Below are 15,329 nucleotides of genomic sequence, written 5' to 3'. Positions count from 1 at the left end.
GGCTCCCTTCAAGCCCGTGGTCTGCCGACTTCAGCCTGGGCCCGCTGCCGGCCGCGCACCACGGGCCGAACGGCCCCGGAAGGGGGCCCGACCGCCCCTCGCGTCCGGCGGCCCCGGATGCGACGGTGAGAGCGGATCGGCACCATGCCGTGAACGAGGCGGTGGGAACGATGACGAGGGAACTTCCCCTGGTGGTGGGTGTCGACGGATCCGACGGATGTCTGCCGGCGGTCGACTGGGCAGTGGACGAGGCGGCCCGTCACGGGCTTGATCTGCGGCTGGTCCACGGCTCCCTGTGGGAACGGTACGAGGGCCGCACTCCGTCGCTCGGCCTTGACCGCCCCGCCGGGCAAGTGAGGGCCGACCACATCGTTGCCTCCGCCGCGGAACGCGCCGTGCGGCGCGACCCCGACGTGAAGGTCTCCACCGACGTTCTCCTCGCCGATGCGACGGACGCCCTCCTGCGGGCGGGCGACGACGCCACCGCGCTGATCACCGGCTCGCGGGGCCGCGGCGAACTGAAGGGGCTGCTGCTCGGTTCCGTCGGCCTGACCGTCGCGGCGCGCGCCCACTGCCCGGTCGTGGTGGTCCGCGGTGACAAGGCCGGCCTGGCGGGCACCCACCAGCGGATCCTCCTCGGCGCCGGTGGCCCGTCCACCAGTGGAGAGGCGGTGCGTTTCGCCTTCCGGGAGGCCGAGGCCCGGGGTGGTGTCCTGGACGTGGTCCGGGCCTGGCGCCGCGCCGCGCACGCGCCCACCGACGCGCCCGACCGGGACCACGAGGAGAAGGCCGGCGCGGAGCTCGAAGAACTGCTCGCCGTCGCCATGTCCGAGCATCCCGGAGTCCGGGTGCACCGCACCGCGGTCGAGGGCCCGGCTCGCAAGGTGCTCGTGCACCGCTCGGCCGCGGCCGACCTGGTCGTCGTCGGGGCACGACGCCGGCAGGGCCACTTCGGGCTCCAGCTGGGCACGGTGGCCCACACGCTGCTGCACCACGCCGCGTGCCCGGTGGCCGTGGTGCCCCAAGGGGCCTCGTGGGAGCCGCTCGTGTGACGGAGGACCGGACGGGCCGCGTCGTTCAGCGTCGGCCGGGGCGGTCCCGTCGAACAGGACGTGCGGGGCGCGGGCGGCGGTGGCCCGGCGCGGGAGGCGCGGCACCGCGAACGGAGGCCGGTGCAGCGCGGGGCAGGTGATGGCCCGGCGACCGGACCTCCGGGTTGCCAAGGGGAGCCTCTCGACCCGCTGTTCGAGCTGTGCCATCGTGTGCGCCGGGCGGAGGTGAGGCGCGTGAACGGCGCGGACCCCGGACTGTTCGGTCCGGAATCGGTGACCTGGCAGCTCCACAGCGACCCCATGATGTGGATCGCGGGCGTCCGGGCGCTCCATCTCCAGGCCCTGCATCCCCGCGCCGTACGCGGCGTCATGCAGAACTCCGACTTCCGGCGCGACGCCTGGGGCCGGCTGATGCGCACCGCGGGCTTCGTCGGAACGACGACGTACGGCACCACCGAGGCGGCCGAGCGCGCCGGTGCCCGGGTCCGGAGGATCCACCGCGCGCTGAGCGCGACCGACCCGGACACCGGCGAGCGCTACGGCCTCGACGAGCCCGCCCTGCTGCTGTGGGTGCACTGCGCCGAGATCGACTCGTATCTGCACGTCGCGCGCCGGTCCGGGTTCCGGCTCACCGACGCGGAGGCCGACCGCTACATCGCCGAACACCGGCAGAGCGCACGCCTGGTGGGCCTCGACCCCGACGCCGTACCGGGCGACCGGGCGGAGCTGGCCGCGTACTTCGAGAAGGTGCGCCCCGACCTGGCCGCGGGACCCGAAGCACGCGAGGTGGACGACTTCCTCCTCCGCCCGCCGACGCACCCCCTCCTCGTACCGGCGCGCGAGGTGCTGTGGCGGCGAGTGGCGCACTTGGCGTACGCCTCCCTGCCGCCGTACGCCCACGAGTTGTACGGCAGACCCGCCCCCGCGCCCGCCACCGTCACCCGCCGGCTGCGCCTCGCGGGCCTCCTGCTGCGCCGCGTTCCCGCACGTGTGCGCTGGCAACTCCCGCCCAAACACATACTTCGGGCCATGGCGAGGCTCGGCCCCGGCGCGCGTCCGGCACCGTGCAAACTCGGACGGTAGGCCGCCATACTGGGTGGGCCGAGGGGCGGGCGGACAGCTACCGGGGGGAGCGTCGCGCAAGATGGGGGACAGCAGGCTCATCCAGGGCCGGTACCGGCTGCTCGATCTGATCGGGCGCGGCGGCATGGGTGAGGTGTGGCGGGCACGGGACGAGTCCCTGGGCCGGCACGTCGCCGTCAAGTGCCTCAAACCGCTGGGCCCGAACCACGACCACGCCTTCACCCGGGTGCTGCGGGAGCGGTTCCGCCGCGAGGCCCGGGTGGCTGCCGCGCTGCAGCACCGGGGCATCACCGTCGTGCACGACTTCGGCGAGTCCGACGGTGTGCTCCACCTCGTGATGGAGCTGCTGGACGGCCGCAACCTCAGCCAGCTCCTGGAGGACAACAAGCAGCACCCGCTGCCGGTCGCGGACGTCGAGGAGATCGCCGAGCAGGTCGCCGCCGCCCTCGCCTACTGCCATGAGCAGGGCATCGTCCACCGGGACCTGAAGCCCGCCAACATCATGCGTCTCGGCGACGGCACCGTTAAGATCTGCGACTTCGGCATAGCCCGACTCGGCCACGACATCGGCTTCACCTCCCGGCTGACCGGCACCGGCATCGCCATGGGCACCCCGCACTACATGTCCCCGGAGCAGATCGGCGGCACCGAGGTCGACCAGCGCAGCGACCTGTACTCGTTCGGCTGCGTGCTGTACGAGATCGCCACCGGCGTACCGCCGTTCGACCTCGGCGACGCCTGGGCCGTCCTCGTCGGCCATCGCGACACCCCGCCCCGCCCGCCGCGCGAGCACCGGGCCGACCTGCCGGAATACCTGGAGCAGGTCATCCTCGGCCTGCTCGCCAAGGACCCCGGGCAACGCCCCGACGACGCCCGCGAGCTGGCCCGGCGGATCAGCGCCCACCGGGCCGCGCCGGCGTATGTGCCCGCCGCGGCGGTCCGCCCGGTACCCGGCGTGCCGGCCGGCGCGGCCCGGCTGCCGTCCTGGACGCACGGCATGACCACCGGCCGCAAGGCCACCGGCACGGCACTGCGCACCGCACCGCCGGACCCCGCGGCGGGACTGTCCGGCGAGTGGATCGCACGGCCCGCCACCGGCCCCGTCGTGGCGGAACCGGCCCCCGCGCGGCGGCCCGCCCCGCCCACGGAGGTCCTGACCGCCCTGGCCGGCCGGCACAACGCGGGCCTGAGCCTCGGACGGCTCGGCCGCTGGACGGAGGCGGGCGAGGTGCACCGGGCCGTCGCCGCCGAGCGCGAGCACCTCCTCGGCCCCGACCACCCCGACACCCTCGCCAGCCGCTACGAGGTCGCCTTCACGCTCAGCCGCACCGGCCGCGCCGCTGACGCCCTGCGCGAGTACAAGCACGTCGCCGGAGCCAGGATCCGCACCCTCGGCGCCGACCACCCCGACACCCTCGCCGCCCGCCAGGAGATGGCGTACGTGCTCGGCCAGCTCGGCCGCCCCTTCGACGCCCACCGCGTCTACACGTCGGTGCTCACCGCCCGCGAGCACCTCATGGGCCCCGACCATCCCGACACCCTGCGCTGCCGCCACAACCTCGCCTTCAACCTCGGCCGTCTCGGCCGCCTGGAGGACTCCTACCGGATGGCCCGCGAGGTGGCCGCCGCCCGTGCCCGCGTGCTCGGCCCGGACCACCCCGACACGCTCGTCACCCGGTACGAAGTCGCCTACACCCTCGGGCAGCTGGGCCGTTGGCCGGAGGCCCTGGAGATCTACCGTGACGTCGCCGAGGCCCGTGGCCGCGCTCTCGGCCCCGACCACCCAGACACGCTCGCCGCCCGGCACGAGACCGGCATCAGCCTGGGCCGCCTCGGCCGCGGCGCGGAAGCGCTCGACCTCTACACCGACCTGGTCGCGGACCGCACCCGCAGCCAGGGCGCCGCTCACCCCGAGACGCTGCGCGCCCGCCACGGGCGCTGCGTCAACCTGGGCCGGCTCGGCCGCTGGGAGGAGGCGCTCGGCGAATCCCGCGACGTGGCCGCGCTCCGCGCACAGGTCCTCGGCCCCGGCCACCCCGACACCCTGGTGAGCCGCCGCGAGGTCGCCGTCGGTCTCGGCTGGCTGGGTCGCTGGCACGACGCGCTCACCGAGTACCGGCAGGTGGCCGCCGCCCGCGAACGCGTCCTCGGCAGCGACCACCCCGACACCCTCGCCAGCCGAGGCGACGAAGCCCACTGTCTGGAACAGCTCGGCCGCGGCGCCGAGGCCATGGCCCTGTACCGGAGAGTCGCGGCCCTGCGGGAACAGCGGGCCGCGGCCGGCCTCTGACTCCGCCGGGACGGGGCGGGCGCCGTCTGGCCGATCCGGATCACCCCGTGTTACCAAGAACCATGACCGCACCCGAGGGACCCCGCGCCAACCGGACGTACGACGCCGTCATCGTCGGGGGCGGCCACAACGGCCTGGTCGCCGCCGCCTACCTGGCCCGGGCCGGGCGCTCCGTGCTGGTCCTGGAACGGCTCGACCACACGGGCGGCGCGGCGGTGTCCACCCGGCCCTTCGCCGGGGTCGACGCCCGGCTGTCCCGCTACTCGTACCTGGTCAGCCTGCTGCCCAGGAAGATCGTCCGGGACCTCGGGCTGGACTTCCGGGTCCGCACCCGCGCCGTCTCCTCCTACACGCCCGCCGAACGCGACGGCCGTGCCACCGGACTCCTCGTCGGCGGCGGGGAACGGCGTACCCGCGAGGCGTTCGCCCGGCTCACCGGCTCCGACCGCGCGTACCGGTCCTGGCAGGAGTTCTACGGCAGGACCGGCCGCGCCGCCCGGCGGATCTTCCCGACCCTCACGGAGCCGCTGCCCGCGCGCGACGAGCTGCGCCGCCGCCTCGACGACGAGGACACCTGGCGGATGCTGTTCGAGGAGCCGATCGGTGCGGCCGTGGAGGAGCACTTCGACGACGACCTGGTGCGCGGCGTCGTCCTCACCGACGCCCTCATCGGCACCTTCGCCGACGCCCACGACCCCTCCCTGAAGCAGAACCGCTGTTTCCTCTACCACGTGATCGGCGGGGGCACCGGCGACTGGGACGTACCGGTCGGCGGCATGGGGGCCCTCACCGACGCCCTCGCGGACGCGGCACGCGCGGCGGGCGCGGTCCTGGCCACCGGCCACGAGGCCGTGCGCGTCGCCACGGACGGCCGGACCGCCGAGGTCACCTGGCGCACGGCGGACGGCGAAGACACCGTCGCCGCCCGGCACGTCCTGGTGAACGCCTCACCCCAGGTCCTGGCGGACCTGACCGGCGACCCCGCCCCCGCGCCCGCCGAGGGCGCCCAGCTCAAGGTGAACATGCTGCTCGAGCGGTTGCCGCGGCTGCGTGACAGCTCCGTCGACCCGCGCGAGGCCTTCGCCGGCACCTTCCACATCGCCGAGGGCTACGAACAACTGGCCACCGCCCACGCCCAGGCGGCCGCCGGCCGCCTGCCCGCCGCGCCGCCCTCCGAGATCTACTGCCACTCACTCACCGACCCGAGCATCCTCGGCCCCGACCTGGCCGAGCGGGGCTACCAGACGCTCACCCTCTTCGGGCTGCACACCCCGGCCCGCTTGTTCGAGCGGGACAACGACTCCGTGCGCGCGGAACTGCTGAAGTCCACACTCGCCCAGCTCGACGCCCATCTGGCCGAGCCCCTGGCCGACTGCCTGGCCACCGATGCCGACGGCCGCCCCTGTATCGAGGCCAGGACGCCGCTGGACCTGGAGCGGGACCTCGGCCTGCCCGGCGGCAACATCTTCCACCGTGAGCTGAGCTGGCCCTACGCCCAGGAGGGCACCGGCCGCTGGGGCGTAGAGACCGGGCACGCGAACGTACTGCTGTGCGGGGCGGGCGCGGTGCGCGGGGGAGGGGTGAGCGGTGTGCCGGGGCACAACGCGGCCATGGCCGTGCTGGAGAACACGGGAGGGTGACCGGTCAGTCGGCCTCGCGCGTCCACCCCACCGCCTTCAGGCGCGCCGCGTCCGACGGGCGCCGCTCGTCGAACAGGACGTCCCCGGCGCTCTCCACCCGCAGTCCGTCGACGTGGCAGCCGCGCCCGACGTACAGCCGGTCCGTCGCGTAGCGCCAGCGCAGGACGAGTTCCCGGGCGGCCGGGAGGTCGGCGGTGAGCCGGTGCCAGACGCGGCCGGAGAAGCCGCTGACCGAGCCCGACGGGTGCTGCTCGGGGGCCTGGCCGCGGCGGGACGTCATGAAGGGCACGGGCCGCCAGTCCGTGCCGCCGTCGGTCGAGGCCTCCAGGGCCAGCAGGTCGGCCGTCGGCTCGGTGTCCCACCACAGTGCGCAGCGCAGCCGCGCCCGGCCGGCGGACGTGCCGAGCGCGGGGAGCGTGAGTGTCGCCGTCGTGGACAGGGCCATGCCGGAGAACCAGGCCGTGCGGCCCCGCACGGGCCGGACCGGCACGGCCCGCGCCATGGCGTTCGCCGCGGCGACCCTGGGCGCCGAACCGGAACGCCAACTCCGCACCGGGTGAACCGAGTTGCCGAGGACGATCAGGAACGAATCGGTCGTCGGGTCGAGCACCAGCGAGGTCCCCGTGAAACCGGTGTGCCCGGCGGTGCGCGGGGTGGCCATCGCGCCCATGTACCAGTGCTGGTAGAGCTCGAAACCGAGACCGTGCTCGTCCCCGGGGAAGGCCGTGTTGAAGTCGGTGAACATCAGCTCCACCGACTCCGGTCTCAGGATCCGGGCCCGTCCGTACGTACCGCCGTTGAGCAGCGTACGGCCGAGGACGGCGAGGTCCCAGGCGTCGGAGAACACACCGGCGTGGCCGGCGACGCCGCCCAGGCTGAAGGCGTTCTCGTCGTGCACCTCGCCCCACACCAGACCGCGGTCGAGCCCGGACCACGGTCGGCGTGCGTCCTCCGTGGCCGCGATCTTCGGCCGCCAGGACGCGGGCGGGTTGTACCGGGTGCGGCGCAGGCCGAGCGGTCCGGTGACCTCGTCGCGCAGCAGGGCGTCGAGGGCGCGGCCGGTGATCCGTTCCAGCACGAGTTGCAGCGAGATGAGGTTCAGGTCCGAGTACAGGTAGGCCGTGCCGGGCGCGCTGAGGGGTTTCTCGTTCCAGATGAGCTGGAGCCTGTCCTCGTGAGTGGGCGCGCTGTAAAGCGGGATCCACGCGCGGAACCCCGAGGTGTGGGTGAGGAGCTGACGGATCGTGATGTCCTGCTTGCCCGCGCGCGCGAAGTCCGGCAGGTACGAGGAGACCCGCGCCTCCAGTTCCAGTGCGCCCCGCTCGATCTGCTGCACGGCGAGGAGGGAGGTGAACAGCTTCGACACCGACGCCAGGTCGAAGACGGTGTCCTCGGCCATGGGGATCTGTTCGCCGGGCGGGAACTCCACGCCCGTGTCGGTCTTCTCGTCGTAGGACCGGTAGCGGACCGCCATGCCGATGGGCCTGTGCAGGGCGACGGTTCCGCCGCGGCCGGCGAGCAGGACGGCGCCCGCGTACCAGGGGTGCTTGGGGGAGGGGCCGAGGAAGGCTTCCGCATCGGCGACGAGCCGGCGCAGGTGGGAGGGGAGCAGCCCGGCGCGTTCCGGGGAGCCGTGCCGCAGGGTGGGGCGGCGGCCGGTCGCCGCCGGGGCCGCCTCGGCGGGTCCGGCGGGCAGCGGTGCGAGGGCCAGAGCACCGCCCAGGGCCAGCCCCGCTCTGCCCAGTTGACGCCGGGTCGGTCCGCTGTTCGCCGCTTCGTCGGTCACCGCGTACCCCTTCGCCTCTGCCGACTCGCATGTCCCGTGCAGTATGTCCGCCACCCGCCTCCGCCCATAGACCGCGCGCAGGGGCCAACCGGCTCTTAGATCTGACGGAGCATCAGAAAACCCCTTCCGTCCTCCGGAGGACTCCGGCATCCTGCGCCCATGCAGACGGAGCTGAGCCAGACCCTGGGAATCGAGCACGCCGTCTTCGGCTTCACGCCGTTCCCCGCCGTCGCCGCGGCCATCAGCCGGGCGGGCGGCTTCGGCGTGCTCGGCGCGGTCCGCTACACCGCCCCCGACGAGCTCAAACGCGACCTGGACTGGATCGAGGCACACGTCGACGGCAGGCCGTACGGGGTGGACGTCGTGATGCCGGCGAAGAAGGTGGAGGGCGTCACCGAGGCGGACGTCGAGGCGATGATCCCCGAGGGACACCGCCGGTTCGTCCGCGACACCCTCGCCCGGCACGGCGTCCCCGAACTCGCCGAGGGCGAGGCGTCCGGCTGGCGCATCACCGGCTGGATGGAGCAGGTCGCCCGCAGCCAGCTGGACGTCGCCTTCGACTATCCGATCCGGCTCCTCGCCAACGCCCTCGGCTCCCCGCCCGCCGACGTCGTCGCCCGCGCCCACGACCGGGACGTCCTCGTCGCCGCCCTCGCGGGCAGCGCCCGGCACGCCGAGAAACACCGGGACGCCGGAATCGACGTCGTCGTGGCGCAGGGCTACGAGGCGGGCGGCCACACCGGCGAGATCGCCTCGATGGTCCTCACCCCCGAAGTCGTCGACGCCGTGGCCCCCCTGCCCGTCCTGGCCGCCGGCGGCATCGGCAGCGGACAGCAGGTGGCCGCCGCGCTCGCCCTCGGCGCTCAAGGCGTGTGGCTCGGCTCCCTGTGGCTGACCACCACGGAAGCGGACCTCAGCTCGCCCGCCCTGACCCGCAAACTGCTCGCGGCCGGCTCCGGCGACACCGTGCGCTCCCGTGCCCTGACCGGCAAGCCCGCACGCCAGTTGCGCACCGAGTGGACCGACGCCTGGGACGATCCGGCCGGGCCCGGCGCCCTGCCCATGCCGCTGCAGGGACTGCTGGTCGCCGAGGCCGTCTCACGCATCCAGAAGTACGAGATCGACCCGCTGCTCGGCACCCCGGTCGGCCAGATCGTCGGCCGGATGAACAGTGAACGCAGCGTCCAAGCCGTCTTCGACGACCTCACCCGCGGCTTCGAGCAGGCCGTGGACCGCGTCAACCGTGTCGCCGGAAGGAGCGGACCGTCATGAGCACACCCCCCGTGGGCTTCTGGGCCCAGGCCGCACAGCACCCCGACCGGAAGGTGCTCGTCGCACCCGACGGCGAACAGTGGACCGCCGGACGCCTGCACGCCGCGGCCAACCGGCTCGTGCACGGCCTGCGCGCTGCCGGTCTCGAACGCGGCGACACCTTCGCCGCGGTCCTGCCCAACGGCGTCGAGTTCCTCACCGCCTATCTCGCCGCCAGCCAGGCCGGTCTCTACCTCGTCCCCGTCAACCACCATCTGGTCGGGCCGGAGATCGCCTGGATCGTCTCCGACTCCGGCGCCAAGGTACTCCTCGCCCACGAGCGCTTCGCCGACGCGGCCCGGGCCGCCGCCGACGAGGCCGGCCTGCCGGGCACCCACCGGTACGCGGTCGGCTCGTTCGAGGGCTTCCGTCCTTACGCCGAACTCCTGGACGGCCAACCGGAGACGGCGCCCGCCGACCGCACGCTCGGCTGGGTCATGAACTACACCTCGGGCACCACCGGCCGACCCCGCGGCATCCGCCGCCCGCTGCCCGGCAAACCGCCGGAGGAGGCATACCTCGGCGGTTTCCTCGGCATCTTCGGCATCCGGCCGTTCGACGACAACGTGCACCTGGTGTGCTCACCGCTCTACCACACGGCCGTCCTGCAGTTCGCCGGCGCGTCCCTGCACATCGGCCACCGGCTGGTCCTCATGGACAAGTGGACGCCCGAGGAGATGCTCCGCCTCATCGACGCCCACCGCTGCACCCACACCCATATGGTCCCCACCCAGTTCCACCGCCTGCTGGCCCTGTCCGACGAGGTGAAGGACCGCTACGACATCTCCTCCATGCGGCACGCCATCCACGGCGCCGCCCCCTGCCCGGACCACGTGAAGCGGGCCATGCTCGACTGGTGGGGTCCCTGCGTGGAGGAGTACTACGCGGCCAGTGAGGGCGGCGGCGCCTTCGCCACCGCCGAGGACTGGCTGAAGAAACCCGGCACCGTCGGCAAGGCCTGGCCCATCAGCGAACTCGCGATCTTCGACGACGACGGCAACCGGCTGCCGCCCGGTGAACTCGGCACCGTCTACATGAAGATGAACACCGGCGGCTTCTCCTATCACAAGGACGAGGCCAAGACCCGCAAGAACCGCATCGGTGACTTCTTCACCGTCGGCGACCTCGGGCACCTGGACGAGGACGGCTACCTCTTCCTGCGCGACCGCAAGATCGACCTCATCATCTCCGGCGGCGTCAACATCTACCCGGCCGAGATCGAGTCGGCCCTGCTCGCCCACCCGGCCGTCGCGGACGCCGCCGTCTTCGGCATCCCGCACGACGACTGGGGCGAAGAGGTCAAGGCGGTCGTGGAACCGGCACCCGGACACCGGGCCGGGCCCGCCCTCGCGGCCGACCTCCTCGACCACTGCGCCCACCGGCTCGCCGGGTACAAACGGCCCAGGACCGTCGACTTCATCACCGAGATGCCCCGCGATCCCAACGGCAAGCTGTACAAGCGGCGGCTGCGCGAGCCGTACTGGGAGGGCCGGACCCGACCGGTGTGAGCCCCCGCCGCCCCGCCGGTGGCGGCAGGGCCGCTCGCGCCCGGACACGAGCGGCCCCGGGCCCCGGCCGCCGGGGGGCCTTGACCTCCCCGGGCGGTGAACCGAGGATCATGTGTCATGACGACGCCCGGACATGGCAGCACGGTCGACGGAGTCCTGCGGCGCAGCGCCCGGCGCACACCGGCGCGCGTCGCCGTGGAGTACGCCGAGCGGGCCTGGACGTACGACGAGCTCGACACCGCCGTCTCCCGCGCGGCGAGCGTCCTCCTCGGCGAGGGCCTGGCCCCCGGGGACCGGGTCGGTGCCTACGGCCACAACTCCGACGCCTATCTGATCGCCTTCCTGGCCTGCGCCCGGGCGGGCCTGGTGCATGTGCCCGTCAACCAGAACCTGACCGGCGACGACCTCGCCTACATCGTCGGCCAGTCCGGATGTGCCCTGGTCCTCGCCGACCCGGACCTGGCCGGCCGACTGCCGGGCGGGGTAAGGACGTTGCCCCTGCGCGACGCCGACGACTCGCTGCTCGCACGGCTGCCCGGGGCACCGGTCCACGACGGACCCCAGCCGCGCACCGACGACCTCGTGCAACTGCTGTACACCTCGGGGACGACCGCCCTGCCCAAGGGCGCGATGATGACGCACCGGGCCCTGGTGCACGAGTACCTCAGCGCGATCACCGCCCTCGACCTCAGCGCGGGGGACCGCCCCGTGCACTCCCTGCCGCTCTACCACTCGGCGCAGATGCACGTCTTCCTGCTGCCCTGCCTCGCCGTCGGCGCGACGAACATCATCCTCGACGCACCGGACGGCGACCGGCTCTTCGACCTGATCGAAGCGGGCCGCGCGGACAGCCTGTTCGCGCCGCCCACCGTCTGGATCGCCCTGGCCGACCGCCCCGACTTCGCCACCCGCGATCTCAGCGGCCTGCGCAAGGCCTACTACGGCGCGTCGATCATGCCGGTCCCGGTACTCGAACGCCTCCGCGAGCGCCTGCCGGAGCTGGCCTTCTACAACTGCTTCGGCCAGAGCGAGATCGGTCCCCTGGCCATGGTTCTCGCGCCCGGCGAACACAAGGGGCGCCTGGACTCCTGCGGCCGGCCCGTCCTGTTCGTCGACGCCCGCGTGGTCGACGAGGACGGCACGGACGTCCCCGACGGCACCCCCGGCGAGATCGTCTACCGCTCTCCCCAACTGTGCGAGGGCTACTGGGACAAGCCCGAGGAGACCGCAGCAGCCTTCCGCGACGGCTGGTTCCGCTCCGGCGACCTCGCCGTACGCGACGCCCACGGCTACTACACGATCGTCGACCGGGTGAAGGACGTCATCAACTCCGGCGGCGTCGTCATCGCCTCACGCCAGGTCGAGGACGCGCTGTACACCCACCCCCGGGTGGCCGAAGCCGCGGTCGTGGGTCTGCCGGACGAACGCTGGATCGAGGCGGTGACGGCCGTCGTCGTCCCCCGCGGCGACGTCTCCGAGGCGGAACTGATCGCCCACGTCCGCGAGCACCTCGCCCCCTTCAAGGCGCCGAAGCGGGTGGTGTTCGTGACGGAACTCCCGCGCAACGCCAGCGGGAAGATCCTCAAGCGGGAACTGCGGAACGACCTGGGGAACGGCTAGCGCACGGGCCGGAAAACCCGGTTGTGCCGGACGGCCCCGGACCCCAGGATCGACGGCATGCCGATCTTCCGCGCGCCGGACGGGACCCGACTCGCCTTCCACCTGCGCGGCGGGGGCGAGCCCCTCGTCGCGTTGCCCGGCGGGCCCATGCGGGCCTCCGCCTATCTGGGCACCCTGGGTGGTCTGGACGCACACCGGCGGCTGGCCCTGCTCGACCTGCGGGGCACAGGGGCCTCCGAGACGCCGGCGGATCCGGCGACCTACCGCTGTGACCGGCTCGTCGACGACGTCGAGGCGCTGCGACTGCATCTGGGCCTGGAGCGGATGGACTTGATCGCGCACTCGGCGGGCGGGAGCCTCGCCATGCTGTACGCGGCGCGGTATCCACGGCGGGTGGGGCGGCTGGCGCTGGTCACCGCCACTCCGTGGGCGCTGGGGTGGCCGGCGACGGCCGAGGACCGGTTGGCGGCCGCCCGGCTGCGGTCGTCGGAACCCTGGTTCGCGGACGCCTTCCCGGCGTTCGAGGCCTGGCTCGACGGCACGGGAGACTTCGACCCGGTGTTCCTGCCGTTCTTCTACGGCCGCTGGGACGACACCGCCCGGGCCCACACCGACCGCGAGGAGGCCGAGACCAACGACGCCGCGGCGGACGCCTACGGTGCCGAGGGCGCCTACGACCCGGAGGCGACGCGCAGCGCGCTGGCCCGGCTGACGGCCCCGGTGCTCGTCCTGGCCGGCGGGGCCGACGGCGGCCCGGCCCCGGCCCTCGCCCGGCGCGTCGCCGACGTCTTCCCGAAGGCCGAGTTCGTGGTGCAGCCGGGTGCGGGGCACTACCCCTGGCTCGACGACCCGGAGTGGTTCACCCACCGAGTCTCCACCTTCTTCGCCTGACGCCCGCGGCCCGCAGCAGATCGCCGCGCTCGCCGGGCTGCTGCCCGATGCCCGGCACATCACCGTGGACGCCGGGCACCTCGTGCACGAGAGCCGGCCGCGGGAGTTCCTCGCGGCCGTCGAGGAGTTCCTCAGCCCTGCGGCCCGTACGCCGTCATGAAACGGTCGCGGAACCTGTCCATGCCCCACCGGGGTGCGTCCTCGGCCGGCTTGAGGCCGTCCGTCCAGCCCCAGTCGGCGACCCGGTCCAGGACCTTCTTGTCGTGGGCGACGATCGTCACCGGCACGTCCCTGCCGGTGTCCCCGGCGAGGACGGTCGGCACCGGCTGGTGGTCGCCGAGGAACACCAGCACCGTGTCGTCGTCGCCGTAGCGCTCGACCCACTCGGTGAGGCTGCGGATCGAGTACTCGATGGCCTTGCGGTACTCGGCGCGCACCTTCTCCGGGTCCTTCCAGACCTCGGCCGGGTCGGTGCCCTCCTTCTTGATCCGGTGGAACACCGAGCCGTCGCCGAGGTCCTCCCAGTCGATCATGTGGGCGATCGGGGACCAGGGATTGTGGCTGGAGGCGAGGATGATCTCCGCCATGATCGGCTCGCGGTCCTTCCTGCCGTGCTCCAGACGCTGGAAGGCCTCCAGGCTGAACTGGTCGGGCACGGGCGTCCAGCTGAAGTACGGGCCGTGGTAACCGAGGTGCTCGGAGTCGTAGATGTGGTCCAGGCCGAAATACTTCCCCTCCGGCCAGGCGCGGCGCACACCGGGCACGATGCCGACGGTCCGCCAGGCGCCGGTCTTGCCGAAGTAGTTCGTCAGCGTCATCCGGTCGCTCGTGGTCAGACTGCGGTACCGCTGCTGGTTCTTGATCCACAGCCCGGACAGGAACGTCGAGTGGGCGAGCCAACTGCCCGCACCCGTCACCGGCGACTGAAGCCAGCCGCTGCGCGACTCGAATCCGGCCGCCTTCAGCCTGCCGGTGCCCTCCTTCAGCACGGCGTCGGTCTGTTCGGCCATCGCCGGGTCGTCGATCGCGACCCGGCCGTAGCTCTCGATGAACGTGAACAGGACGTCCTTGCCGCGCAGCCCGGTCAGCAGCCGGTCGGGCGGTGTCTTCGCGAACGCGTCCACCGCGGCCTGCTTCTCGAAGACCCGGGCGTCCCGCAGCCCCGCGCGCACCTGGTCCACCCGGTTGCCCACGAACTCGGCGTTGCCCTTGGTGGCGACCGGCACGGTGCCGATCTGCACACCCAGCGTCATGCAGGTGATCCACGCCGTGCCGAGGATCAGGATCGTACGGCCGGCGACGGGCCGGTGCCGCACCATCAGGTTCGTCAGCCGCACCACCGCGAGGGTGGTGAGCACGAGCAGCGCGACGAGCAGCACGATCACCCCGGCCACGGCCAGCACCTGGCCGGTGCGCCCGAACGTCTCCCTCAGGAAGTCCGTGCCGTTCTGGATGAGGATCCAGTCCAGGACCAGGTCGAACGGCCGGGCCAGGATCTGGTAGAAGCCCATGTCGACGAACTTCAGGACCGTGAGCAGCCCGAGGAACGCGCCGGTGACCACCGACGTGATCCGCCGGGGCTTCGGCGGCAGGGCGAGGAGCAGACCCGCGAGCAGCACGCCCTCGGCGGGGATGCGCACGAAGGACGCGAACTCGATGCGCTCGATGCGGTTCGGTACCAGCAGCGCGAACAGCACCAGGGCCCCGGCCAGCACCGTCGTGCCGAGGGAGACGCCCCGTGCGGTACGGGGGTAGCGGTGCCGCCAGCCGAACCAGCCGGGTTTCGTCGCCGGGGGCTGCTCCCCGGGGGACTCCGGCGACGCGGCGGTGCGCCCGGGGTCGTCATCAGAGGCGGTGTTCGCGGGGGCGTCGTCCGACGCGGTGCTCCCGGGCGCGTCAGCCGAAGCGGTGTTCCCCGGGGCGTCGTCGGCTGCGGCAGTGCCCTCCGGATCCGCCGCGCCGGTGTCCTCGTCCGGTTTCGCCCTGCTCTCGGCCGTGTCGTCCGGGAGTTGACGGGAGCGAGTGAAGAGCGACACCCGGTGGTCCTTCCGTGCGGTCTTGCATGCATGACGAACAGAGCCCGGAGACCGGGCCTGCCACCACCAGTACGTCCGCACGTCACCGAGGGTTCAATGATCCGGCCGGAGA

At 73.2% G+C, this 15,329-nt stretch carries 10 protein-coding genes; 8 read left to right on the top strand and 2 right to left on the bottom strand.

The annotated features are described in order from the left end of the window. Nucleotides 1–170 precede the first annotated feature (170 nt). From ACIQU3_RS03960 to ACIQU3_RS03945, 4 genes are all read left to right on the top strand, one after another. Entirely contained in the window at nt 171–1,052 is an 882-nt protein-coding gene (locus tag ACIQU3_RS03960; protein WP_403727977.1) for a universal stress protein, read from the top strand. A gap of 300 nt (nt 1,053–1,352) precedes the next feature. After that, entirely contained in the window at nt 1,353–2,135 is a 783-nt protein-coding gene (locus tag ACIQU3_RS03955) for an oxygenase MpaB family protein (protein WP_403728282.1), read from the top strand. 61 nt (nt 2,136–2,196) lie between these two features. Continuing rightward, entirely contained in the window at nt 2,197–4,425 is a 2,229-nt protein-coding gene (locus ACIQU3_RS03950) for a tetratricopeptide repeat protein (RefSeq protein ID WP_403727981.1), read from the top strand. Nucleotides 4,426–4,487: 62 nt separating this feature from the next. Then, nucleotides 4,488–6,065: a phytoene desaturase family protein gene (locus tag ACIQU3_RS03945; protein WP_403727983.1), complete on the top strand. Its 1,578-nt coding sequence runs from the start codon at nt 4,488–4,490 to the stop codon at nt 6,063–6,065. A 4-nt stretch (nt 6,066–6,069) separates the two neighbouring features. Here ACIQU3_RS03945 and ACIQU3_RS03940 read toward each other — a convergent pair whose 3' ends face one another. Next, complete coding sequence (locus tag ACIQU3_RS03940) at nt 6,070–7,851, bottom strand: serine hydrolase (RefSeq protein ID WP_403727985.1); 1,782 nt, start codon at nt 7,849–7,851, stop codon at nt 6,070–6,072. Nucleotides 7,852–8,010: 159 nt separating this feature from the next. On the opposite strand from ACIQU3_RS03940, the gene ACIQU3_RS03935 reads away from it, so the two are divergent. The 4 genes from ACIQU3_RS03935 to ACIQU3_RS03920 all read left to right on the top strand — a co-directional run bounded on the left by ACIQU3_RS03935 (nt 8,011) and on the right by ACIQU3_RS03920 (nt 13,181). Next, a complete protein-coding gene (locus ACIQU3_RS03935) occupies nt 8,011–9,123 on the top strand; it encodes a nitronate monooxygenase (protein ID WP_403727987.1) in 1,113 nt (370 codons plus the stop codon). After that, entirely contained in the window at nt 9,120–10,670 is a 1,551-nt protein-coding gene (locus tag ACIQU3_RS03930; RefSeq protein WP_403727991.1) for an acyl-CoA synthetase, read from the top strand. Before ACIQU3_RS03935 ends, ACIQU3_RS03930 begins: the two co-directional genes overlap by 4 nt. A gap of 117 nt (nt 10,671–10,787) precedes the next feature. Then, on the top strand, nt 10,788–12,290 hold the full coding sequence (locus ACIQU3_RS03925; RefSeq protein ID WP_403923269.1) for an acyl-CoA synthetase: 1,503 nt from the start codon (nt 10,788–10,790) through the stop codon (nt 12,288–12,290). Between the two features lie 57 nt (nt 12,291–12,347). Further along, entirely contained in the window at nt 12,348–13,181 is an 834-nt protein-coding gene (locus ACIQU3_RS03920) for an alpha/beta fold hydrolase (protein WP_403727995.1), read from the top strand. Nucleotides 13,182–13,312: 131 nt separating this feature from the next. On the opposite strand, the gene ACIQU3_RS03915 is transcribed toward ACIQU3_RS03920, so the two are convergent. Beyond that, nucleotides 13,313–15,217 (bottom strand): sulfatase, encoded by a 1,905-nt coding sequence (locus tag ACIQU3_RS03915; RefSeq protein WP_403923267.1) that lies wholly within the window; start codon nt 15,215–15,217, stop codon nt 13,313–13,315. Nucleotides 15,218–15,329 lie beyond the last annotated feature (112 nt).

The sequence above is a fragment of the Streptomyces sp. NPDC101110 genome (assembly GCF_044759525.1).
GTDB lineage: Bacteria > Actinomycetota > Actinomycetes > Streptomycetales > Streptomycetaceae > Streptomyces.
Note: the sequence above shows the minus strand (reverse complement) of the source record. Positions and strands in the feature narration are given on the sequence as shown.